Genomic DNA, 22,980 nt, shown 5'->3' with positions numbered 1-22,980 from the left:
CTGCCCCTCGGGCCTCATAACCTAAATTATTTCTTTTCAAATACCGCAGTGATTCGCGTATCCGCGTTCAACTGCACCTCTATCTTCTTGTGTTCCGAGTCCCCCGACACAATCTCCCCATTTTCTATCTCCCAGCGCACAAACCGATACCCTTTGGCATGCAGGGCCTGTAAGGACACCGGATAATCGGTGTAGTACTGGCCGGTCCAGTCGGATGTGGTCAGGTCGGGAGTGAGGGTATTCAGGGTGACGGTGCCGCCGGGTTCATCTTCGCTCCCTTCGGTGCGAACATTTAAAGTTATGTCAACTAATTCGCCGTTCAGGTCAAAGTGGTCGGCCAGCTGGGCGAGGACGACTTCGCGGCGGTTCTCGAAATAGGTGCGCAGGGTCTCGATCTGGGCGTCGTAGGTATCATGCCAGAGCTCCGCGTTCCAGCGCTGCCAGCTGATGGCTGCCTGGTCGGAGGTGCTGGCTTTCTGTTCGTCCAGAAGGGTGCTGACGCGGTCTGCATCGAAGTTTTCGTTGGTCATGTCCAGAAAAGTCTGAACGAACTGACGGCGGAAGTCTTCGTTCCGCATGAGGCCTGGCAGGGGCTCCGTGTCCAGAAGTCCTGCCGGGTAGTAGCCTGCGTGGTCAGTGAAGGCGTCCATCTTCCAGGGCTCGTTATTTTCATATTCGGTTCCCACGGCCAGGGCGTCGTCCAGGTCGTAGAGGATCCAGCGCCATTTGCCATCGTTGTAATCTTCGCCGGTGGGGCGTATGCTTCGCCAGGTGTAGACATTGCCGCCCAGAGGGCGGGTGTCGGTGTTGGCAATGTAGATGTTGGTGCAGAGCCAGTCGATGAGGCTCTGGATGTCTACTTTTTCCAGGAGCGCTGTGTAGTTATCCGGATCAGACAGATCCGTCCGGAAGAGGTCCAGGACTTCCTGCCAGCAGGTGTTGTCTTCGGCGTTGCCGGATTGGATTTCTTCGCTGTCTTTGATGAGCAGAATATCAGACGCCGGTACCTGATAATGATTTTCCAGATATTCAGCGGAGTATTTTTCCATCAGATAGTACATGCCCCAGTATTCTCCGTTCAGGAAGAGCTGACAGGGCCGGTATTCCTGTCCGGCGGTGTTGCGGTCATCCACCAGACGAAAGAAAAAGGTCTTAGTCAGGGTACGGCTGTTGTTCAGAATCAGGGTCGGACAGGTCTCGTCCGGATCGCTGAAAACCGAGGCGAAGGTATTGTTCCCGTAGCGTTTGCGGGCAAACAGGGTGAAACTTTTCTGCGGAAAGCTGCGGGAGGCGTTGCCGCGTATGCGGATGCCGCATTCCTGATCGATGCAGACAGTGCTCTCGCTGTCGAAAATGGTCAGCTGCGCGCGCCGCTCGGACTCAGAGCCTTCCCGGTGGTAGTTCATGTAATCCATCAGATCAATCCAGGGGAATTCTTCATAGATGATGCCATCCTGTAGAGCCTGCTCATAGACGGATCCACGGACATAGATACCACGTTCGTCGGAGAAAAGGTTGTCGGGCTCAGAAATCAGGGAGACGATCCAGGCATTCTGGTAGCCCTCTTTCCGGTCCAGGTTGATGAAGTAGGTGGCGGTCACTGGATTGCTCTGATTGCCGTCTGCGTCAAAGGCTGCGGCGCGGAGGATGACTGCTTTGTCTACGGCTTCTGTGGGCGGAAGATAGGCGGTGGTCTCGGCTGCGATATCGGTCCGTGCGGAGTAGACATTGGGCTGACTGCCGGGATCGGTAAAAGTCAGAGAGCCGTCATAGACCTGCGAGGTTTCATCAGGCACACTGCCATCCAGGGTATAGCGGATGGTGAGCCCATCCGGGACGGATATAGAGACGGTGACGGAGTTTTGATAGAAGCCGCTGGGCGTCTCGATGACCGGCTGCTCTGACAGAAGCCGGTGTGCCTCTGTGTTGGAGGAGCCGGGGGTGGGGCGCAGTTCAGCAAAATCATCTCCGCCGTCTTCCGTGCGGGCGTAAACGGTCCCGGCTGTCAGAGAGGCAGGTAGCGTGACGGAATCCACCGGAAGAGCCGGTTCGGTCTTCAGGGTTGTCAGAACAGTGATTTCTTCCCAGGTGACTGTGACGGTTTTGGCGTTGGAGAGATCAAGGGAGATGCCAAGACTGCCTTCCGGGGCGGGAGCGTCTCCGCTCAAAGCATAGATACAGGCATAGCCATGCGGCGCGATTTCCCCCGCAAGCAGCATATCTGATGTTTCGGAATCGGTGCCGACGCGAAGCCCTGCCAGGGAAATGGTTTTCCGGGTGGGATTGTACAGCTCAAGATAGTTCTGGTAGGTGACGCCGTGGCTGACCGGAGTTCCCGGATTAGCGACACAGATTTCATTGATTTTCAGGGAGAGAACCGGCTCCGTGTAGCTGACGGTGCGGTATTTGAAGCCCAGAACGACAAGCAGAGCCAGACCGAGCGTAATACCGGCGAGTTGTATGAAGACGAGCGTTTTCCGGCGGGGGGATAGCTGTTTCAAAGTCATTACTCCTTAGCATGTAAAAGTTTGATTTCTTTCTTAAAATGGGCGGTGATGCGGACGTCTCCGGACAGATGAACCTGGATTTCCGGATCATTTACATCACCGGAAACAATCTCTCCGCCATCTACTTCCCAGCGTACAAACCGATATCCTTTGGCGGAGTCCGCCCTTACGGTCATGGGATAATCCGTGTAATACTGTCCGTTCCAGTCGGTTTCGGAAAGATCCGGGGAGATGGTATTCAGTTTGATGTTGCCCTGCTTGTCCGGAACAGAAGATAAAGTTATGTCAACTAATGGCCCTTGCAGGCCAAAATGTTCGGCCAGCATCGGGATGATGTATTCGGCACGGTGCTCGAAGAATGTGTGGAGCTCCGCGGTCTGTTCTTCGAAGGTGCCTGTCTGGGGAGCTGTGTTCCAGCGCATCCAGCCTGTGTCAGCCCAGGCATGCTGTTCTTCAAGATTCTCCAGAAGCGCTTTTACGTGCTCCCAGCGGAAGCTCTCGTTGGCCATGTCCAGGAAGGTCAGGACAAACTGGCGGCGGAAGTCCTTATTTTTCATGAGGGCGGGCAAGGGATCATCGTCCAGAAAACCCAGCTCGGAGTAAGCGGAATGTCCGGTGAAGGAGTCGAAGGCGTAGGCTGGGGTAGCAGCCAGATCCGTTCCGACAGCCAGGGAGTCGTCCAGGTCGTAGAGCATCCAGCGGAAGCGTCCGTCGCCCTCGGCATCGTTTTCCGGTGTGAGTGTCTGCCAGGTGAGGACATTTCCACCCAGAGGCTTGGTATCGGTGTTGGCGATGTAGATGTTGGTACACATCCAGTCGATGAAGCTCTGCATATCCATTTTGGTGAGAAGCTCCTGATAGACGTCCGGATCAGCCAGATTCTGCTCCGCGAGAAAGGTGCGGAGTTCTTTGTAGCGGGCAATATCCTGAGGGCTGCCATTTTCCACATAGCGGGTATCCTTGACGAGCAGGGTATTGTCGGGAGCTACGTCGTAATGTCCTGCAAGGTATTCGGAGGAATATTTTTCCATCAGGTAATACATGCCCCAATACTCGCCGTTCAGAAAGACCTGGCAGGGAGTATATTGCTGAATGGCCGTATCGCGGTCTTCCACCAGGGAAAAGAAAAAGATCTTCTTCAGCTGACGGCCGGAGTTCAGTATCAGATTCGGATAGGAAATGCCCGTATCAAAGAAAACAGGCGAAAAGGAAGAGGAACCATAGCGGCTTCTGGCGTACAGGGAGAAGCTTTTCTGCGGGAAATGACGGGATTCATTGCCGCGAATCCGTATACCGCAGTCCTGAGCCAGCGTCTCTTCCCGGGAGGCGTCAAAGAATTGGATATAGACCGGGCGTTCAGCTTCTGCGCCTTCCAGATAATAGTTGGTGTATTCGGTCAGATAGGTCCATGGAAGGCCGTTGTAAATGAGTCCGGCTTCCATGGCGTCATCATACAGGGCGCCGCGGACGTAAATACCGGTTTCAGAAGAAAAAAGGTTGTCCGGATCCGTCACGAGAGAAAGCACAGCAGCATTTTCATACCCATCCTTCTGATCAAAGTCGATAAAATAGGTGGCCGTAGTGATATTGCTGGAATTACCGGCGGCGTCAAAAGCGACGGCGCGCAGCACCACAGCCTTATCGACCGGAGAATCCGGTGGCAGGTATCCGCTATCTTGTTCGGTGATATCAGTGCGGGAGGCATAGCGATCGGAATGAGAGCTGGGATCCATCAGTGTCAACGAGCCGCTGTAGAGGGGAGAGTCCGTCGTCGGGTCGCTTCCGTCCAGCGTATAATGAACCGTAGTGCCGCTGGAAGAACTGATTTGCAGAGAAACTGCGTCTTCATAAAAACCACTTGGCTGTGAAAATGTGGGATCTTCGAGTACAAGGGCAGCCTCCTGATTGGCAGTCCCGGGTGAGGGTCTCATCTGGGCAAAGGTTTCTCCGCCGTCTTCCGTGCGTGCATAGACAGCTCCGATTTTCATAGAATCGGGGATGTAGACGGTATCCAGCAAAACGGAGGATGCTGTACCGGCTGTATTTTCCTCTAAACGTGTCAGTGAGACAGTTTCGTTTTCAGAGAGACTGAAAGGGACAGAAAGCTGCCCTTCAGGCACGGAGCCATCCTGCCCTGCGGCGTAGATGCAGAGATGAGCGCCGGGGCCGATGGTGACATCGGGCAGCGGGGCCAGCGTGTAGTCGGAGGTATCAGACAGATACAGTCCGTCCAGGGAAATTGTATTATTATTGGGATTGTAGAGCTCGATGTAATCCTCGTATATCGTGGAACCGCCGACCTGCGTGGCGAGGCTGGAAACCGAGAGCTCATTGATACAGAGCGGTTTCAGAGGAGCTGCAAGCCGGGAGAAGCGGTATTTCCAGAGTCCCCAGGCAGAGAGTGAGAGCGCCAGGGCGGCAGTAATCAGAAGAACCGGGAGTGCTTTTCGGAACCGGGGGGAAAAGGTCTTCATACAGGCTCCCCCTTATCAAGCAGAAGCAATTCGCCGCCATTCAGGGCGTAATCACAGGGGTCTCCTTTTGTGAGCGATACTTTTCCGGCAGTTCCTTCCGTCAGGGCATTGCAAAAAGACTCCAGCTGTCTGACAGGCACCAGGGCTTCGAGATAGACGGAATCGGTATAATCGGAAGCGAGGGTCGGAATTTGTTCCTGTCCCATCAGATACTGAATTTTACCCAGATCTGTGTAATCGGTGCGGATCTCCAGTCGTACGCCGGACTGACGGGTAAGAATCACGGAGCTTCGGAGTCCCTCCTGAACCGCTCCGGAATAGGCGCGCACCAGTCCGCCGGTGCCCAGCAGGGTGCCGCCGAAATAGCGGGTTACGACAACGGCCACATTGTGAATATCTTCTTTTAAGAGGACGTCCAGCATGGGACGGCCCGCGGTTCCGGCCGGTTCGCCATCGTCGCTGCAGCGGGTCAGCTGGTGGCGGCTGCCGATGGTGAAGGCTGTGCAGTTATGACGGGCATCCCAGTATTTTTTCTTTGTCTGTTCGATGAAGCGAAGGGCTTCTTCTTCAGAGGTGACGGGGGTTACTGTGGCGATAAAACGGGATTTTTTTTCCACAAGCTCACCCACACCGCCCTCATATGCAAAACGGTATGTTTCTGACATGTTACTTCCTTTCAGGAAGCCTGTCCGCTCTCCAGAGACATCATATCGTCCACGATTTCCAGAAGACATACGGGCGTCACTGCATTCTTTATTAGACTTCGGAGCATTTCCCGGGCCCGGCTTTCTGAAGCTGATACGGGCGGCGTGCTTTCCGCCTCCTCCACTCCGGGATACTCCGTCAGTGATTTTTTAATGCAGATCCGATAGAGCGGGGCGGGTGATACGGGCCGTTCTTCCTCTATTAGATAATATTTCAGGTGCAGCAGGTTTCCTTTTTCGTCTGTGACAGAACGGGTTTCAATCAGGTATTCTTTTTGCATGATAATCTCCTTTGCGTCGGGCTGTGCCGGGTTTTCAAAAATTATACAGGAATACCTGAAAAAAGAATGTCGAAAGCTGTCACAGATATTAAATTTTTACAGTGTATATTATTATAATATAAACAGGCGTCTCCGCACAAGGGACAGACGCGGGGAAATGCTTAAGAAACTGTGAATTTCTCAAATAACTCTTTATTCTGACATTACTTTTTGATATAATGATTGGATGTATAGGAGGATAAAACATGAATTACGGGAAACGCAGTACTTCGAAAAAGCAGAAGTCTATGCACTCCAAGTCCGCGAAGGCCGGTAAAAAGGCCAGCGTAATTTTTATAAAAGCATTTCTGGTTTGCCTGCTGGCAGCAGGCGTGATCGGTCTGTGCGCCGGAATCGGAATCGTCAAGGGAGTCATCGACAATGCGCCGGATATTGACAGCACCAGTGTGATTCCGAGAGGATACAAGTCCGTCATGGTAGACTCTGATGGAAATAAAATGGCAGAGCTTATCACAGCGGGATCCAACCGTGTCTGGGTGGATATTGACAATATTCCGGAGCATGTGCAGAAAGCTTTTGTAGATGTAGAGGACGAGCGATTTTATAAGCATAACGGCATTGACCTGAAGGGTATCATCAGAGCAGGCATGAAGGGGATTGCCAGCGGCTTCAGGAAAACCGAAGGCGCCAGCACCATTACCCAGCAGCTTCTGAAGAACAGTGTCTTTGACTTCATGAGTGAGGATACGCTGGTGGAGAAGATTGAGCGTAAGCTGCAGGAGCAGTATCTGGCTCTGGAGCTTGAGAAGATCATGACCAAGGATGAAATTCTGGAAGCCTATCTGAATACGATCAATTTAGGACAGAATACTCTGGGTATTCAGGCGGCAGCCAACCGCTATTTCAATAAGGACGTCAGCGAACTGAGTGTCTCTGAAGCTGCGGTTATCGCGGGTATCACCAAGAGCCCCACCAAGTACAATCCGGTTACAGATCCGGAGGAGAATGCCAAGCGGCGAGAGATTGTACTGGATGATATGAAAAAATGCGGTGATATCAGCGAGGAAGAATATCAGGAGGCCATGGCGGATGACGTCTATGACCGCATTCAGACCACCAATGAGACCAAGAGCAGTGCAAGCGTCTATTCCTATTATGTGGACGCGACCATTGCGCAGGTGATCAACGATCTGCAGGAGGTCAAGGGATACACCTCCCAGCAGGCTTATAATCTGGTATACAACGGCGGCCTGACCATCGAGACTGCGCAGGATCCGGAAGTCCAGAAGATTATGGATGAGGAGACATCCAATGAGGATAACTATCCGGCAGGTGCCAAGATAGGTCTGGAGTATGCGCTGACTGTGGTGAAGCCGGACGGCACGCAGACCAATTACAGCAAAGAAATGATGGAGAAGTATTTCAGGGAAAATGAGTCTTCGAATTTCGAACTGCTGTTTGACAGCAAAGAGGACGCCCAGGCGCACATTGACGCATACAAGGAATCCATTGTCGAGGACGGCGATAAGATCTACGAAACTATCAATATGACCATCCAGCCGCAGATCTCCATGGTTGTGATGGATCAGTCCACAGGCTATGTGAAGGGAATAGTAGGCGGCCGTGGCGAGAAGACCGAGAGCCTGTCCCTGAACCGTGCCACAGATACGACCCGTCAGCCCGGTTCTACCTTCAAGGTGGTGGCGGCCTACGCGGCAGCGCTGGATTCCGCGGGTATGACGCTGGCGACTACCCAGTATGACGCACCCTATAATTACGACGGCGGCAAGGGACGTCCGGTCCGGAACTGGAACGGCGAGAATTATCAGGGCTGGACTTCTCTCCGGAGAGGTATTGAGCAGTCTATGAATATCGTAGCTGTGAAGACGATTACGGATATCACTCCGGCGCTTGGCATTAATTACCTGGAAAATATGGGTATTACCACCATGCAGAAAGAGCTGAAGGATGGCAGGAACGATTACACCCAGGCTATGGTATTGGGTGGTATCACGAATGGCGTCAAGAACGTGGAACTGACTGCTGCCTACGCAACCATCGCCAACGGCGGTGTCTATGAAAAGCCGGTTTTCTACACAAAGATTACCGATCACGACGGTAATGTCCTGATTGATAATACGGAAGCTTACAGCAGAACTGTCCTGAAGGATAGTACCGCATGGCTTCTGACCAGCGCCATGCAGGATGTAGTGACCACGGGTACCGGTAAAGCCGTGAACTTCGGCGGCATGAGCGTTGCCGGTAAGACCGGTACGACATCGGATAACCGCGACGTCTGGTTCGTAGGCTACACGCCTTACTACACGGCGGGTATCTGGGCCGGCTATGATAATAACCATGAGCTCTCCAGTAAGAAGGGAGAGACCAGTTACCACAAAAAGATCTGGAAGGCAGTGATGTCCAGATTAAGCGAGGGACAGTCCGATATCGGATTTCCGAAACCGTCTTCTGTAACCAGCGCCACTGTATGCGCGGCGTCCGGTAAGCTTCCGATTCCCGGCATCTGTGACGGTATGGTGAAAACAGAATACTTTGCGGAGGGAACTGTGCCTACGGAGTACTGTGACGTTCATGTAACCGGTGAGGCCTGCGTGGAGAGCGGCGCTCTGGCCACAGACGCGTGCCCGGTACATGAGTTCCGGGTTATTACCCTGGTTCCGGAGGATAACAGCGTATCCGGTTCCCCGCTGGTAGCGAAGCCCTGCAGCCTGCATCCGGGCAATGTAATCGGCGCGGTAAATCAGCCGCCAACAGACGGTTCCGCGTCAGTTGGCGAGATTGATACCGGAGAAAGTGATGACACGGATGAGATCGACACAGGAGAATAACATGTATCAGACGATTTTCTTTGATTTGGATGGAACCTTGACAGATTCCGGCCCGGGTATCACTCATTCAGTGGCGTATGCCCTGAATAAATGGAATATCAAGGTGGAGGACTACAGCGTGTTAAATGCATTTGTAGGTCCGCCGCTGGCGGAATCCTTTGCGAAATATTATAACTTTACGCCAGAGCAGTGCCAAAAAAGTATTGAATATTACCGGGAGTACTATGTGGAAAAGGGAATGTTTGAGAACTCCGTGTATCCCGGCATCAGGGAACTGGCGGCGTATCTGAAAGACGCCGGACGGAAGCTGGTCGTTGCTACTTCCAAGCCGGAAGCGTTTGCGGTTCAGATTATGGAACATTTCGGGCTGGCACAGTATTTCGATCGGATTGCGGGAGCCAGTATGGACGAAAACCGGGTGGAGAAGGCGGATGTGCTCCGCTATGCTATAGAGGCGGGTAGCTATGATCTGTCCGGGGCTGTGATGGTCGGCGATCGGGAAAATGACGTCCGCGGAGCCAGAGAAAACGGCCTTCCCTGCATCGGCGTGCTTTACGGCTATGGCAGCCGGGAGGAGCTCACGGAAGCAGGCGCAGCGAGGATTGCGGCGACTGTGGAAGAATTGAAAAAATGCCTTGATAAATAGCGAAAAGGGCTGTCCAAATTCCGGGCAGCCCTTTTAAATAGAACTTTATAGTTGACAAGATACCTGTAAAGTTCTATTTTTATGTTTAATGCAGACAACAGACAGAGGGAGTAGCATATTGCTGGCCTTTGCAGTGTTCGTGCCGACCACCCGGCCCGCGGAGCTGGTGGAGGCCATGGATACGAAAGTGCTGATTCTGGACGAGCCGACCATCGCCCAGGAAGAGGTATTGAAGAAAGCACGGATTGAGCAGCCCTATATGACCCGGCTGTGCAGCCTGCTTGGATATGAAAAACTGTATTTTGGAGGAATTTAGCATGCGGAAATTACTGGTTGTAGTAGATATGCAGAATGATTTCATTGACGGAAGTCTGGGAACAGCGGAAGCCGTTCAGATTGTAGATAACGTAGTGGAGGAAATTGGAAAATACGATGTGAAAGATGTATTCGCTACCAGAGATACCCATCCGGAGAATTATCTGGAGACCCAGGAAGGAAGAAAGCTTCCGGTGGTTCACTGTGTAAAGGGAACAAAGGGCTGGGAGATTAACGAAAAGGTGGCGAAGGCTCTGGGCGAAGCAGAGATCATCGATAAGCCCACCTTCGGCTCCAGAAAGCTGGCGGAAAAAATCGAAAAGCTGGCGGAAAAGGAAGAACTGGAGGTGACCCTGATTGGCCTGTGTACGGATATCTGTGTGGTATCCAACGCACTGCTCATCAAGGCGTATCTGCCGGAGACTCCGGTGAAAGTAATCGCCGCCTGCTGTGCGGGCGTGACACCCGCAAGCCACGAGGCGGCGTTGACCACCATGAAAATGTGTCAGGTGGAAGTGCTTTAATTGTTTTTTGATTTAATTGCGGTAGGAAGCGAGAACTTCCAGTAAATCGTCGATATTCAGCGGCTTGGACATATGCCGGTTCATACCGGCCGCCATACAGCTGTTCACATCATCGGTAAACGCGTTGGCCGTCATGGCGATGATGGGAATGGACTTGGCCTGGGGATGCTCCAGTGTGCGGATAGCCATGGTGGCTTCCAGTCCGTCCATGACAGGCATCTGAATATCCATGAGAATGGCGTTGTAGGTGAAGGGCTGAGCTGTATTAAACCGCTCCACACAGATGGCGCCGTCCTCGGCCCGGTCGCAGGTGACGTCGCGGAGAGCCAGAAGCTCGGACGCCACTTCATAATTTAAATCATTGTCCTCGGCTACGAGAAGATGCATACCTTTGCAGAGTTCTCCGGCCGGGGCTTTTTTCTGTCCGATTTTGTCAGGCTCTGCGTCGGGATCCAGATAGGTAAGCGGAATGGTAAGCTTAAAACAGGTTCCTTCGCCCGGCGTGCTCTGCACATGGATGGTTCCCTGCATCAACTCCATCAGCTCCCGCACGATGGTCAGCCCCAATCCGCTGCCGCGCACCTTATTGACCCGGGTATCCACAGCCCGGGAAAATTTGGAATACATTTCCTTCATAAATTCCGGCGACATGCCGATGCCGGTATCCCGGATAATGGAAATCAGGTTCAGCTGATGGTTATGGGGCAGCAGCTCCTGATAAATCTCAAAATGGATTTCACCGCCCTCAGGCGTATATTTTACCGCGTTGGACAGAAGGTTCATATAGATCTGCTGCAGATGCAGCGGATCGCCAAGGACGTGCTCGTAAGCGATGTCATGGGCGTCACAGAAGAACTGCAGATGCTTTTCAGGCTGAATCTCCCGGGCTGTGTCTGCGGTATCCTGAAACAGTCTGGTAATGCTGGTATCCACATTGTCCAGCTTCAGCGAGCCGCTTTCGATGCGGCTGATATCCAGCACGTCGTCCGCGATCTGCTGCAGATAGCGCCCGGAGATCTGAATCTTCCGCAGGGTATCCTTCAGCCGTTCCGTGTTGTCCAGCTGATTCTGGGCGATGGAAGTGAAGCCCATGATGGCGTTCATGGGAGTCCGGATATCGTGGGCCATACGGGAGAGAAAATCCGTCTTGGCCTTATTTGCCTTATTGGCCGCTTCGGCAATGACGATCCAGTTCTGCTCCCGGTGCTTGGTGTCGCTGATCAGGCGGGTGGTGTAGAGGACATGGGATACCTGGCCGTTCTCATCCCGCTTCTTGACGATAAAGCGGGCCAGATGCCAGTTGCCGTCCTTGGCCAGATACTCGATGCCCACCGACTCGTCCCTGGACAGACGTTCTTTCAGGGTGGACAGATCCAGAAAGAGCATGACCCGATCATAGTATTCATGGGTGACGAAGGTATTGCAAAGCTCCTTCATTTTCAGGGAAGCCTTTCCGGACAGACCAGTCAGCCGGTGGAATTCTTCTCCGCTGGAAATCTCATCATAAATATCCGCGTTCAAATCAATGCGATAGATAGAAAAGTAAATCTTGCTGATGGCAGACACAATCTCACTGTTCAGGCGTGCCTCTTCCAGAGCCGTTTCCAGCTCCTTCTGCTGCCGAAGCTCCTCATTTACAATATCATCGATATGATGGAAGCCCACAAGGATACGGTAAGGGTTGTTCTTGGTGTTGATTTTCACGGCCTGCAGCTCAAAATATTCCTGCCCGGCAGAATTTGGCAGAGTGCGAAAACGATAAATGACACGTTCTTTCCGGTTCAGCTCTTCCTGAAGCGCGCGGCCATCCAGCCGGGTGAGAAAATCCCGGGCGGAAGCCTTGACGACAAAATTCTGGTAATAGGCGTGAATGATCTCATGGTGAGAAAGCTGGCGGGTCTGAAGGGCAGCCAGAACCAGCTGTGCGTTGGCATTGGGGTCTACCTGTACCAGCTCGATGCGATCCATCACAGGATCCAGCGTGTATACACAGGTGTAGTCCCGGCACAGAGCTTCCAGTACCTGCTGATCCTTCTGCAAAGCCTGCATGCTGTCACGCAGATCCGACTGGCTCTGCTCCAGCAGGGCGCTTGTACGGAAATTGGCCCAGGCGCCGCCCAGGTGACTTCCGACGACCGCCAGCAGGTTGATGAAACGGTGTGAACCTTCGATGGTTGGGTTATCCAGCCCGAGAAAGCCGATGAGTGCATCCTTACTGAAAATAGGGAAAGAAATCTCACTGTGAATGTCCTGTACCCGCAGAATTTCATATTCCCCGGGCATCGTGTCCCGAACATCCTCCAAATTCGGAATAACGATATTTTCTCCCTGCTCAAAGGCCGCCTGCCAGACGGGAATATCGGATGGCTCTATGGTCTGCAGGTTATCGATCTGCGGCGTGATTCCGGGAGCGCACCATTCATAGGTGTTGCGATAGATATGCAGAGCGTCACGGAATTCAAAAATAAAGACCCGGTCGGCCTTTGTATAGTCGCCCATGGCCTGCAGCAGATTCTGAATGGAATCGTGCAGCTCGTGTACATCCCGGGCGCGGTCAATCCGGACCATCTGGTGCAGCATCAGCTCCAGATCGTCCAGGCTGGATTTCAGATTATCGTATGTATTTTCAATGGTCATTTGCATGGAAGATACCATCTCCTTGAGTAATAAGCTAATAGTATCGGAAAGGCCCCGGAGTGTCAAGAAAGCAGAAAAAAATAACTGCAAAATCAGCGAAAAAAGCTGTATTTTTAAAGGCATCCATGTTATAATGTGAAGCCGTAGCCATAGATAGAAGTTTTGTAACTGGTCAGATACTGAACAGTTACGAAGTTTTGTAATATGTGAGGAGTTTTGGAAATGAGTGAAAATACAGCCGGAAAAATGCATGATATGACGGTGGGAAGCCCCGTGAAGCTGATTCTCCATTTTATGGTGCCCATGTTTCTGGGCAATGTGTTCCAGCAGTTCTATAACGTGGCCGATTCCATCATCGCCGGCCAGTTCCTGGGCGTGCGGGCCTTGGCAGCGATTGGGAGTACGGGTTCCCTGATGTTCTTTGTGACCGGATGGCTGAACGGTCTGGCCAGTGGCTTTGCGATTCTGGTGGCCCAGTGGTTTGGCGCAAAGGAATATGAACGGATGCGCCATTATGTGGCCATGTCCGTCTACCTGTCCATCGGTTTCGCAGTGCTGATGACGGTGGGACTGGGAGCAGCCAATGTGCCAATTCTGCGGCTGATGAATTATTCGGACGAGATCATGCCGGATGTAAAAGCCTATATGGGAATTATTTATGCGGGCCTGATTGTGACGGCGGCCTACAATGCGCTGGCGGCCTTCCTGCGCGCGCTGGGAGATTCCAAATCGCCGCTGTATTTCCTGATTATTTCCGCAATCATCAATGTGGGGCTGGACGTGGCCTTTATCATTTATGGCGGTATGGGCGTAGAGGGCTGTGCTTACGCGACTGTCATTGCCCAGGGGATTTCCGCGGTATTGTGTTTCTTCTATATTGTAAAGCGTTATCCGATTCTGCATTTGAAAAAAGAGAACTTTGCGTTTTCACTGCATTCCTGTGGAAGACTGCTGGCGTTGGGTATTCCCATGGCGCTTCAGTTTTCCATTACGGCCATTGGAACCATCATCGTGCAGGGCGCGGTCAACGTATATGGAGAGACTTATATGGCGGGCTTCTCTGCGGGCGGCAAGCTCCAGAATATCATAGCGACCGTCTATGTGGCCTTTGGCGCCACCATTGCCACTTATGTGGGACAGAACTGGGGCGCGGGCAAGAAGGAGCGCGTGCTGGAGGGCGTGCGCTGTACCCAGGTTATGATTCTGATTTACAGTGTATTTGCCATGGTACTGGTATTTTTCTTCAGTAAATATATGACGCTTCTGTTTGTCAGCGCATCTGAGACGGAGGTTATCGATGTGGCGGTGCTGTATTTTCGTATGGTATTCTGGTGCTATCCGTTCCTGGGCAGCATCTTTCTGTACCGGAATACCCTGCAGGGTCTGGGCTATGGCCTGGTGCCGATGCTGGGCGGTGTCTTCGAGCTGGTTGCCCGGACAGGGATCGTACTGCTGGTAGCCGGAAAGGCCAGCTTTGCGGGCGTCTGTCTGTCGGATCCTGCGGCATGGATTTCCGCGCTGATTCCGCTGGTGCCTTATTATTTTTACGTGACGCACAGCTGGAGGAAGGAACTGAAGAAAGCGGCGTGATAGGCCAGGAGAGGATGGATAAATAGGGAGTTCATAGTAGAGACTGTGAGCTCCTTTTTTGTTACGAAGTATCCGTAAGGAACTGTAGGCGGCAGATTCTGTAGGTGAAAAATTGAGAAGATATGAAAAAACGAATCATTATTTAAATCAAAAACTCTCATTTAATCTCAAAATATCTCAAGGACATTTCGCGGACGGACTGTTATTTACAAACGAGTTTTCCCTGCCCTACCTGAATAAGGTAGAGCCGGAGACTGTAGCAGCTATGGCTTACGTGATGGGCGCTCTGAAGGATGTCATCAAGCTTCCTTACGGAAATGACTGCATTTCTGACGAGAAGGCAACCATCGCGCTGTCAAGCGCCACAGGCGCATGCTTCACCAGAGGCGTGTTCCATGGTTCCTGGTCTACCAATGCAGGCATCGCCCAGGGAGACGCAGGCACAGCAAGAAGACTCTGCAAGGCCTTAAGCATTCCGGATTTCAAGCTGGTATATTACCTGATGCCGGAGTCCAGCGCGGATCTGGGCGGAAGAGATGCAGTTACTTTGCTTAAATCCACTTATTTCCTGGATAAACCGGACGCTATCGCCATTGCAGGCGTTGTGGCAGGCCAAAAGCCGAGGGTAGAGGATATCAAGTTCTGCCGCGAAAAATATCCGGACGCAGTAATTTTCGCTGCCACTGGCGTAAATTATGACAATGTAGACCAGTATCTCCCCTACGTTGATGCAATGTTTATCGGCACCAGCTTCAAGAAGGACGGCGTATTCCGCAACCAGATTGATGAGGAGCGCGTAAAACATTTATATGTCGGTTCGGGCCCTAATCGAACTGCAGAATGAGTATTTCGACCGGGTAATGGCGGATACGGAGCTCAAAGAGATTGACGGATTGACGGATTTCCTGCAATATCTGAAGGAAAGAGGCTATAAAATCGGCCTTGCGTCCTCATCAGAGCTTGCCTGGATAAAGGAAGTACTGTATAATCTAGGTGTGACGGAGTATTTTGACCTGCTTGTGAGCGGTGAGGCGTTTGAACATTCCAAACCGGATCCTGAGATCTATAATTATGCGGTGGATCATCTGGAAGCAAAAAAATATGAAACCATTGTCATTGAAGATTCCAGAAATGGTGTTATGGCAGCGAAAAATGCAGGCCTGAAGGTCGTGGCATTTAAGGGTGCAAGTATCAAACAGGAGACAGATGGCGCGGACTATACCGTACATTCATATCGGGAGATGAAAACATTATTTGACGAAATAGGAGAATAGGCCGAACATGAAATATCAGAGACACATTGATATGCTGCAATATATCATTAACAAAGGAAATGTATCAATAGAAGAATTATTATCTCATTTCAATGTGTCCAAGGCGACCTTGAACAGAGATATCAACGAACTGGTAAAAAGTGGAAATGTATCAAAGGTTCATGGAGGAGTGGTCAGTACCGTCAATTCCGGTGAATTCGAGCAGGTTATCGAGGATAAAGAGCGTCTCAATATTTCGTTCAAAACAAAGATTGCGGAAGCAGCTTATTCCATGCTGGAGGACAATGATACCATTATCATTGACTCAGGAAGTACCATGTACTATTTCGCGAAGCTTCTGGCTGAGGATCGGAAGCTGAAGAACCTGACCGTGGCGACTAATGATTTGAAGGTTGCCTATACCCTGTGCGGGAACAGAGAAATTTCCCTGGTGGTCAGCGGAGGAATCAAGCACCGGGATGCCTATGATTTGTACGGAGGTATGTCAGATATCATAGAGACGCTGAACGTAAAGAAGTACTTTATGGGAGCCAGCGCTTTCGACATCGCCGCAGGCGTGACGCATACGAATTACGAGGATGTCCTTTTGAAAAAAAGGTACATGTCCTACGCCTCTGAATGCATCCTCTGCGCGGACAGCACTAAGGAATCCCAGGTAAAGCGTTTCAAGCTCTGCGAGCCGGAAGCACTATCCATCCTGATTACGGATTCGGGACTGAGCGAAGAAAAGATCATGGAATATCGGGAAAAGGGAATTAAAGTGATTTTATGCGATTGATAAGACGGCCAGCCGGAGTGGAAAAAACTCTGGCTGGCTGTTTGGTTTTGTGTATATTAGACTTCAAAAAGGAGGTCGTTATGCTCAGTATATTTTTAGGGGATATGGACGGGGTGATTTATCATCCGCCCACATATTTTGACAACCGATACGAAGACGAATGGATTACAGAGCCGCTGTCGGTGGCGATGATAAAGGATGTCGACAAGTCGGAGGTAGTAAGCGCCCGTCTGATAGATAGTCCGGTGCTGGAACCGATTTCCACAAAAGAGCTTTCCGGAGGCGTAAAGACGCTGATGCTGATGGCCTTTGATGAAAGCGGAAAAGTGTTTAATGCGTCGGCGTGCGGAGATAACTGCGCAAAATGGATTTTGAAAATCGCACAGGAAAAGGATTTAACCATTAATCTGAGACATATTATGGATTTTGGAGAGAAATCCTTTGAAGCCAGGATCCTGAATACGGACACGATAGTGCATAATATGTCGGAATTTATCTATATTGCAGGCGACTATGTATAGGGGATAGGCAATGAAGGGAAAGCATAAAATAATTGTTCAAAATAACAGATTACATTATGAATTTGAGATAACCGGATATATACAGATGTGGAGGCATTTCCGGTGAAACCGGAGAAACTGATCACGGAGGATTCTAATGCGGGTTATGAGTTCTTCAAGGCGTTAAGCGTGGAGAAAAATCTGGAATGTATCAGCGCGGGAGGAAAGTCAAATCTGTTTGAGAATGTAAAGAGTGAGAACGAAAAAGAAACTTGTGTCATTGCAGACGGAGCCGCGATTGGTCCGGAGATGAATGCGTTGTATAAATGGACACGTAATCATAGAAATATCAAGTTGTATCTTCCAGAGTCTTTCGAGTGGCTGATTTTGAAATCGGGTTTAATCAGCGGAAAACAGGTAGAGAGAATCCTTGACGCGCCGGAAGAATACGCAGATAGTTGTGAATATTTTAGCTGGGAACGGTATTTTACGAAGCTTTTGATGGAAAGCACGGAGAACAGTTATCTACAATATCGAAAGAATCGCCTGAATCCGGTATATCTGCATGAAAAGAACAGAGAAGCCGTGTTGCGGGCGGTGGAAGGGATTGAATTTTAATAAATTAGGAGGAGTTTTGTATAAAGAAACTCCTCCTAATTTTATGGAAACTACTTAATTCACCTTCACTTCCCCGGCCAGGATCTTCTTATAATCCTCATAATTCTTCTGAAGCAACTCTGGCGTATTCAGCTCGTAAGGACATTTCTTCATACACTGGTTGCAGTGGAGACAGCCCTCGATTTTCTTCATATTTTCCTGCCACTGTTCGCTCAGCCAGTTGGCGGAAGGGGCGCGGCGGACCATCAGGGACATGCGGGCGCAGTTGTTGATGAGAATGCCGGCGGGACAGGGCATGCAATAGCCGCAGCCGCGGCAGAATTCCCCGTTCAGCTCCGCTTTTTCCTTCTCGATAAAGGCAGTGATCTCCGCGTTCAGGGCGGGCGGCTCGTCCATGTAGGAAAGCCACTCTTCCAGCTCGGTCATTTTTTGAATGCCCCAGATGGGAAGCACATTGTCGAACTGGGACATGAAGGCAAAGGCAGACCGGGAGTTATTGATGAGGCCTCCGGCCAGCCCTTTCATGGCGATGAAGCCCATGTTATGTTCTTTACAAAGCTGAATCAAATTAAGCTCCTTCTCAGAGGAGAGGTAGCTTAAGGGGTATTGCAGAGTCTCATAAAGCCCGGATTCGATGCATTCCTTTGCCACGCCAAGCTTATGGGCGGTGACGCCGATATGACGAATCTTGCCCTGCTCTTTGGCTTCCAGCATACACTCGTACATGCCGGTACCGTCGCCGGGACGGTAGCACTGGTCGACACAGTGGAACTGGTAGATGTCCAGATAGTCGGTTTTCAGGAGCTTTAAAGAGGTGTCAAGCTGCTCCCGGAAGGCTTCCGGGGTGTGGCCCATGGTCTTGCTGGCGATGTAGATGCGGTCGCGTATGCCTTCGAAGGCGTTGCCCAGCTTTTCTTCACTGTCGGTGTAGGCCCGGGCCGTGTCGAAGAAGCGCATGCCGCCCTCATAGGCGCGGCGCAGAATCGCCACAGCTGTGTCCATGTCCACGCGCTGTACCGGAAGCGCGCCGAAGGCGTTCTGGGGAACGGTAATGCCGGTAGTGCCCAGTGTAATATTTTTCATAGAGATCCTCCGTTATTGCGAAATTTTATTTCATAAGCCGATCCTATTTTAATACGATTTTGCGGCAGATTCAAGAAGTGGTGAAAATAGTAGAAGAATTACGGAAAATGCTTTATACTGGGAAATGAGGTGAATTATGATAAAGACAGGAAAAAAATTAATTATAATACTTGGCGTTGCAGCTCTGAATCTGGCGGTGACAGGAATGCTCGGCTGCGGATCCGGGAAAGAGGAGGAGCCAACCGTAACACAGGTGGCGAACACAGAGGAGCCTGCAGAAGAGACGGAAGAAGAACAGCCGGAGGAAACGGAGCCGGAAGAAACGCAGGAGACGGAACCGGTATCCATGTATGCCGGCAGTCGCGTCAATGTGCGGAGCGAAGCCAGCACGGAATCTGATATCGTGGCGGTGTTGAATCGCCGGGAAGAGATTCAGAAAATCGGCGAAGAGGGAGAATGGACGAAGATTCTTCTGGACGGGGAAACCTGCTATGTGGCCAGCGCTTATCTGGTGACAGAGGATGCGCTGCCATCGGGTTATCTGATCGCCATCGATGCAGGACATCAGGCCCACGGCAATTCCGGGCAGGAGCCTATCGGACCGGGAGCCGGCAAGACGAAGGCGAAGGTGGCCTCCGGAACTTCGGGAGCGGCCAGCGGCCTGGCAGAGTATCAGCTGACCCTGCAGGTGGCTTTGAAGCTGGAAGAGGAACTGACAAACCGCGGTTATCAGGTTCTGATGATCCGCACAGAAAATGATGTAAATATCAGCAACAGCGAGCGGGCGCAGATGGCCAATGAGGCGGGCGCGGATGCTTTTGTGCGCATCCATGCGAACGGTTCCACCGACTCGTCGGTTCACGGGGCCATGACCATCTGCCAGACGGCTTCCAATCCCTACAACGGCGAACTGGCGGCACAGAGTAAAAAACTGTCAGGCGATATTCTGGACGCCCTGTGCGCTTCCACCGGATGTAAGAGGGAGCGTGTCTGGGAGACGGACACCATGAGCGGAATCAACTGGTGTCAGGTTCCGGTCACCATCGTGGAGATGGGTTACATGACCAATCCGACAGAGGATCTGAAGATGGCTTCCGATGATTACCAGTGGAAGATTGCCCGGGGTATCGCGGACGGCCTGGACACATATTTTGCAGAATAGGAAATGAGGACAGTATGGTAAAAATAGATTTGATCACAGGCTTCTTAGGCTCCGGCAAGACCACCTTCATCCGCCAGTACGCCCAGTGGCTGATAAAAAAGGGCTACAACATCGGCATCCTGGAAAATGATTTCGGCGCGGTGAACGTGGACATGATGCTGCTTCAGGATCTGGAGGGCGACAACTGCGAGCTGGAAATGGTTTCGGGCGGCTGTGATAAAGACTGCCACAGACGCCGGTTCAAGACCAAGCTTATCGCCATGGGCATGAGCGGCTATGACCGGGTGCTGGTGGAGCCCTCGGGTATCTACGACGTGGATGAATTCTTTGACGCTCTCCATGAGGAGCCTCTGGATCGCTGGTACGAGATAGGAAATGTATTTGCCATCGTGGACGCGAAGCTGCCGCAGGAACTGTCGGATGCGGCTGATTATCTGCTGGCTGCCGAGGCGGCGGACGCCGGAGCGGTGCTCTTAAGCCGGACCCGGGAGGCCAGTGCGGCGGAGATGGACGCGACCGTGGCGCACCTGAATCGGGCACTTAAAAAAGTCGGATGCAGCAGGCAGCTGGATAATGAGATAATACGAAGCAACTGGTTCGAATTTACAGACGAAGATTTCGAACGGCTGATGCGAGCGGGCTATCAGATGTCTGATTACTGCAAGGCGCCGCAGCAGGAGGAGGTCTTTGATTCCTTCTTTTTTATGCATGTGAAAATGACCGAAGAGGAACTTTTAGGGGCTGTACACGCCGTATTCGCGGATCGGGCCTGCGGACATATTTTCCGGATTAAAGGCTTTCTGCCGGTAGGGGATGGATGGCTGGAGCTTAACGCCACTCGCCGGGAGACACTGTTAAAGCCCATTTCCAGGGGGCAGGAAATTCTGATTGTCATCGGTGAAGGACTGTCGAAGGAGGCGCTTCAAAAATATTTTCAGGATTCGGAAAATGATTAATAAGTGGGACAATAGTTTCATAGGATGCAAATAGAAGCAAGGAAACCTGAAGGAGGAAAACTATGGCAAAGTATGTAATGGCATTGGACGCAGGAACCACCAGCAACCGGTGTATCCTGTTCAACGAAAGGGGAGAAATGTGCAGCGTGGCACAGCGGGAATTCAAGCAGTATTTCCCGAAGCCCGGCTGGGTGGAGCATGACGCGGACGAAATCTGGGCAAGCATGCTGGGCGTAGCCGTGGAGGCCATGAGCCGCATCGGAGCCACGGCGGCGGACATCGCGGCCATCGGCATTACCAATCAGAGAGAGACGTCCATTGTCTGGGATAAGAAGACGGGAGATCCTATCTACCACGCGATCGTGTGGCAATGCCGTCGGACCAGCGAGTATTGCGACTCCCTGAAGGAGAAAGGACTGACTGAGAAATTCCGGAAGAAGACGGGGCTGGTTATTGATGCCTACTTTTCCGGAACCAAGGTAAAATGGATTCTCGACCATGTGGATGGAGCCAGAGAGCGGGCCGAAAAGGGCGAACTGCTTTTCGGAACCGTGGAGACCTGGCTTATCTGGAAACTGACCAAAGGCGCGGTACATGTGACAGACTATTCCAACGCATCCCGAACCATGCTGTTCAACATTAACACCCTGCAGTGGGACGATGAGATTCTGGCAGAGCTTGGTATCCCCAGAGGTATGCTGCCCGAGGCGAAACCGTCGAGCTGTGTGTACGGTCAGACGGATCCATCCTTCCTGGGCGGTTCGATTCCCATTGCGGGCGCGGCGGGCGACCAGCAGGCGGCTCTGTTCGGACAGACCTGCTTTGAACCGGGCGAGGCCAAGAATACATACGGAACCGGCTGCTTCATGCTGATGAATACAGGAGAGAAACCGGTATTTTCCGACAACGGGCTAGTGACCACCATCGCCTGGGGCCTGGACGGCAAAGTAAATTACGCCCTGGAGGGATCCATCTTCGTGGCAGGCGCGGCCATTCAGTGGCTGCGGGATGAGCTTCGTATCATCGATTCCGCACCGGATTCCGAATATATGGCGAAAAAGGTGCCGGATACCAACGGCTGCTATGTGGTGCCTGCGTTTACTGGGTTAGGCGCACCTTACTGGGATCAGTACGCCCGGGGCACCATCGTGGGCATCACCCGCGGCGTAAATAAGTACCATATCATCCGTGCAACCCTGGAATCCCTGGCTTACCAGGTCAATGACGTGCTGGTGGCTATGGAGGCGGATTCCGGCATTAAGCTGTCTGCGCTGAAAGTGGACGGCGGCGCCAGCGCCAATGATTTCCTGATGCAGACTCAGTCGGATATTATTGGCGCTCCGGTGAACCGTCCAAGCTGCGTGGAGACTACGGCCATGGGCGCGGCATATCTGGCCGGTCTGGCGGTAGGCTACTGGGCAAATAAGGAAGATGTACGGAAGAACTGGGCCATCAACGCGATTTTTGAGCCGCAGATCGGCGCGGAAGAGCGGGAGAAGAAGATTAAGGGCTGGAAAAAGGCTGTGAAATACGCTTACGGCTGGGCAAAAGAGGATTAGACAGACTGAAAAGTTTATGGTTTACATAAGGTGAACGACTGCGAAAGCGAAGGGTGTGAACAAATCAATGAAACTGATATGGCGCTTCGCAGGGCGGAGCGCCCATGAAAGAGAGGGTATCTTATGCTGCCATATATCGCAGAATTCCTCGGCACCATGCTGCTCATCCTTCTGGGCGACGGCGTGGTAGCCAATGTGACACTCAATAAATCCGGTATGAAGGGCGCGGGAAGCGTCCAGATTACCTTTGCCTGGGGCCTGGCGGTCATGATTCCGGCCTGTATCTTCGGGGCAGCCTCGGGCGCGTCCTTCAACCCGGCTCTGACTCTGGCGCTGGCCATCGACGGCAGCTTCGCCTGGTCTATGGTACCCGGCTACATCATCGCCCAGTTCGCGGGAGCCTTTGTGGGAGCCTGTCTGGTCTACCTGCTGTTCAAGGGCCAGTTTGACGCTACCGACGATGCAGCCGCCAAGCGGGGCGTATTCTGTACCGCGCCGTCTATCCGGAACCGTGGTCTGAATA

20 protein-coding genes are annotated in these 22,980 nt (G+C 52.0%); 14 read left to right on the top strand and 6 right to left on the bottom strand.

Annotated elements, in window-relative coordinates:
• Positions 1 to 26 precede the first annotated feature (26 nt).
• From ACTRC3_RS00870 to ACTRC3_RS00855, 4 genes are read right to left on the bottom strand one after another with little or no spacing between them, the layout of a single operon-like run.
• Positions 27 to 2,501 carry a CotH kinase family protein gene (locus tag ACTRC3_RS00870; RefSeq protein WP_440320853.1) on the bottom strand — a complete coding sequence of 825 codons (2,475 nt, stop codon included), beginning with the start codon at positions 2,499 to 2,501 and terminating at the stop codon, positions 27 to 29.
• A 5-nt stretch (positions 2,502 to 2,506) separates the two neighbouring features.
• Entirely contained in the window at positions 2,507 to 4,981 is a 2,475-nt protein-coding gene (locus tag ACTRC3_RS00865) for a CotH kinase family protein (RefSeq protein WP_440320851.1), read from the bottom strand.
• Positions 4,978 to 5,646 (bottom strand): YigZ family protein, encoded by a 669-nt coding sequence (locus ACTRC3_RS00860; protein WP_178038319.1) that lies wholly within the window; start codon positions 5,644 to 5,646, stop codon positions 4,978 to 4,980. The genes ACTRC3_RS00865 and ACTRC3_RS00860 overlap by 4 nt, the downstream gene beginning before the upstream one ends.
• An 11-nt stretch (positions 5,647 to 5,657) precedes the next feature.
• A complete protein-coding gene (locus ACTRC3_RS00855; RefSeq protein WP_349164828.1) occupies positions 5,658 to 5,966 on the bottom strand; it encodes a DUF6514 family protein in 309 nt (102 codons plus the stop codon).
• Positions 5,967 to 6,211: 245 nt separating this feature from the next.
• On the opposite strand from ACTRC3_RS00855, the gene ACTRC3_RS00850 reads away from it, so the two are divergent.
• The 4 genes from ACTRC3_RS00850 to ACTRC3_RS00835 all read left to right on the top strand — a co-directional run bounded on the left by ACTRC3_RS00850 (position 6,212) and on the right by ACTRC3_RS00835 (position 10,300).
• Positions 6,212 to 8,815 carry a transglycosylase domain-containing protein gene (locus ACTRC3_RS00850; RefSeq protein WP_440320848.1) on the top strand — a complete coding sequence of 868 codons (2,604 nt, stop codon included), beginning with the start codon at positions 6,212 to 6,214 and terminating at the stop codon, positions 8,813 to 8,815.
• A 1-nt stretch (position 8,816) separates the two neighbouring features.
• Complete coding sequence (locus tag ACTRC3_RS00845) at positions 8,817 to 9,461, top strand: HAD family hydrolase (protein WP_440320846.1); 645 nt, start codon at positions 8,817 to 8,819, stop codon at positions 9,459 to 9,461.
• A 118-nt stretch (positions 9,462 to 9,579) separates the two neighbouring features.
• Entirely contained in the window at positions 9,580 to 9,777 is a 198-nt protein-coding gene (locus tag ACTRC3_RS00840) for a hypothetical protein (protein WP_440320844.1), read from the top strand.
• A gap of 1 nt (position 9,778) precedes the next feature.
• Positions 9,779 to 10,300, top strand: a complete 522-nt coding sequence (locus ACTRC3_RS00835; protein WP_178038315.1) for an isochorismatase family protein — start codon at positions 9,779 to 9,781, stop codon at positions 10,298 to 10,300.
• Positions 10,301 to 10,312: 12 nt separating this feature from the next.
• Here ACTRC3_RS00835 and ACTRC3_RS00830 read toward each other — a convergent pair whose 3' ends face one another.
• Complete coding sequence (locus ACTRC3_RS00830; protein WP_440320842.1) at positions 10,313 to 12,943, bottom strand: hybrid sensor histidine kinase/response regulator; 2,631 nt, start codon at positions 12,941 to 12,943, stop codon at positions 10,313 to 10,315.
• Between the two features lie 216 nt (positions 12,944 to 13,159).
• Here ACTRC3_RS00830 and ACTRC3_RS00825 point away from each other — a divergent pair, with 216 nt between their 5' ends.
• From ACTRC3_RS00825 to ACTRC3_RS00800, 6 genes are all read left to right on the top strand, one after another.
• On the top strand, positions 13,160 to 14,527 hold the full coding sequence (locus tag ACTRC3_RS00825; protein WP_440320840.1) for an MATE family efflux transporter: 1,368 nt from the start codon (positions 13,160 to 13,162) through the stop codon (positions 14,525 to 14,527).
• Between the two features lie 112 nt (positions 14,528 to 14,639).
• Positions 14,640 to 15,371 (top strand): BtpA/SgcQ family protein, encoded by a 732-nt coding sequence (locus ACTRC3_RS00820; RefSeq protein ID WP_440320838.1) that lies wholly within the window; start codon positions 14,640 to 14,642, stop codon positions 15,369 to 15,371.
• Complete coding sequence (locus ACTRC3_RS00815) at positions 15,337 to 15,801, top strand: HAD family hydrolase (RefSeq protein WP_440320836.1); 465 nt, start codon at positions 15,337 to 15,339, stop codon at positions 15,799 to 15,801. The genes ACTRC3_RS00820 and ACTRC3_RS00815 overlap by 35 nt, the downstream gene beginning before the upstream one ends.
• A 7-nt stretch (positions 15,802 to 15,808) precedes the next feature.
• Positions 15,809 to 16,579, top strand: coding sequence for a DeoR/GlpR family DNA-binding transcription regulator (locus ACTRC3_RS00810; protein ID WP_440320834.1), 771 nt, complete (start codon positions 15,809 to 15,811; stop codon positions 16,577 to 16,579).
• Positions 16,580 to 16,659: 80 nt separating this feature from the next.
• Entirely contained in the window at positions 16,660 to 17,100 is a 441-nt protein-coding gene (locus tag ACTRC3_RS00805) for a DUF4869 domain-containing protein (RefSeq protein WP_440320832.1), read from the top strand.
• Between the two features lie 102 nt (positions 17,101 to 17,202).
• A complete protein-coding gene (locus tag ACTRC3_RS00800; protein WP_440320830.1) occupies positions 17,203 to 17,697 on the top strand; it encodes a hypothetical protein in 495 nt (164 codons plus the stop codon).
• Positions 17,698 to 17,751: 54 nt separating this feature from the next.
• Here the strand turns inward: ACTRC3_RS00800 and ACTRC3_RS00795 are convergent, their stop codons facing one another.
• Entirely contained in the window at positions 17,752 to 18,780 is a 1,029-nt protein-coding gene (locus tag ACTRC3_RS00795; protein WP_440320828.1) for an aldo/keto reductase, read from the bottom strand.
• A gap of 136 nt (positions 18,781 to 18,916) precedes the next feature.
• Here ACTRC3_RS00795 and ACTRC3_RS00790 point away from each other — a divergent pair, with 136 nt between their 5' ends.
• The 4 genes from ACTRC3_RS00790 to ACTRC3_RS00775 all read left to right on the top strand — a co-directional run.
• The gene (locus ACTRC3_RS00790; protein ID WP_440320827.1) at positions 18,917 to 19,942 is read left to right on the top strand and encodes an N-acetylmuramoyl-L-alanine amidase; all 1,026 of its coding nucleotides are present in this window, start codon (positions 18,917 to 18,919) and stop codon (positions 19,940 to 19,942) included.
• A gap of 14 nt (positions 19,943 to 19,956) precedes the next feature.
• Positions 19,957 to 20,898: a GTP-binding protein gene (locus tag ACTRC3_RS00785; RefSeq protein WP_440320825.1), complete on the top strand. Its 942-nt coding sequence runs from the start codon at positions 19,957 to 19,959 to the stop codon at positions 20,896 to 20,898.
• A 62-nt stretch (positions 20,899 to 20,960) separates the two neighbouring features.
• Entirely contained in the window at positions 20,961 to 22,457 is a 1,497-nt protein-coding gene (glpK, locus tag ACTRC3_RS00780) for a glycerol kinase GlpK (RefSeq protein ID WP_349164839.1), read from the top strand.
• A 123-nt stretch (positions 22,458 to 22,580) separates the two neighbouring features.
• Positions 22,581 to 22,980, top strand: a 400-nt coding sequence (locus tag ACTRC3_RS00775) for an MIP/aquaporin family protein (RefSeq protein ID WP_440320823.1), incomplete at its 3' end; no start/stop codon positions are given.

Source organism: Laedolimicola sp. (assembly GCF_051972735.1).
Lineage (GTDB): Bacteria > Bacillota > Clostridia > Lachnospirales > Lachnospiraceae > Laedolimicola > Laedolimicola intestinihominis.
The sequence above is the reverse complement of the archived record's forward strand: the minus strand, read 5'-3'. Positions and strand labels throughout refer to the sequence as shown.

Bases quoted from the DNA above. Each gene is read 5' to 3' on its own strand.
- ACTRC3_RS00785 (WP_440320825.1), top strand. From the start codon at position 19,957: ATGGTAAAAATAGATTTGATCACAGGCTTCTTAGGCTCCGGCAAGACC.
- ACTRC3_RS00865 (WP_440320851.1), bottom strand. From the start codon at position 4,981: ATGAAGACCTTTTCCCCCCGGTTCCGAAAAGCACTCCCGGTTCTTCTG.
- ACTRC3_RS00835 (WP_178038315.1), top strand. From the start codon at position 9,779: ATGCGGAAATTACTGGTTGTAGTAGATATGCAGAATGATTTCATTGAC.
- ACTRC3_RS00845 (WP_440320846.1), top strand. From the start codon at position 8,817: ATGTATCAGACGATTTTCTTTGATTTGGATGGAACCTTGACAGATTCC.
- ACTRC3_RS00830 (WP_440320842.1), bottom strand. From the start codon at position 12,943: ATGCAAATGACCATTGAAAATACATACGATAATCTGAAATCCAGCCTG.
- ACTRC3_RS00860 (WP_178038319.1), bottom strand. From the start codon at position 5,646: ATGTCAGAAACATACCGTTTTGCATATGAGGGCGGTGTGGGTGAGCTT.
- ACTRC3_RS00815 (WP_440320836.1), top strand. From the start codon at position 15,337: ATGTCGGTTCGGGCCCTAATCGAACTGCAGAATGAGTATTTCGACCGG.
- ACTRC3_RS00825 (WP_440320840.1), top strand. From the start codon at position 13,160: ATGAGTGAAAATACAGCCGGAAAAATGCATGATATGACGGTGGGAAGC.
- ACTRC3_RS00810 (WP_440320834.1), top strand. From the start codon at position 15,809: ATGAAATATCAGAGACACATTGATATGCTGCAATATATCATTAACAAA.
- ACTRC3_RS00805 (WP_440320832.1), top strand. From the start codon at position 16,660: ATGCTCAGTATATTTTTAGGGGATATGGACGGGGTGATTTATCATCCG.
- ACTRC3_RS00855 (WP_349164828.1), bottom strand. From the start codon at position 5,966: ATGCAAAAAGAATACCTGATTGAAACCCGTTCTGTCACAGACGAAAAA.
- glpK (WP_349164839.1), top strand. From the start codon at position 20,961: ATGGCAAAGTATGTAATGGCATTGGACGCAGGAACCACCAGCAACCGG.
- ACTRC3_RS00790 (WP_440320827.1), top strand. From the start codon at position 18,917: ATGATAAAGACAGGAAAAAAATTAATTATAATACTTGGCGTTGCAGCT.
- ACTRC3_RS00850 (WP_440320848.1), top strand. From the start codon at position 6,212: ATGAATTACGGGAAACGCAGTACTTCGAAAAAGCAGAAGTCTATGCAC.
- ACTRC3_RS00795 (WP_440320828.1), bottom strand. From the start codon at position 18,780: ATGAAAAATATTACACTGGGCACTACCGGCATTACCGTTCCCCAGAAC.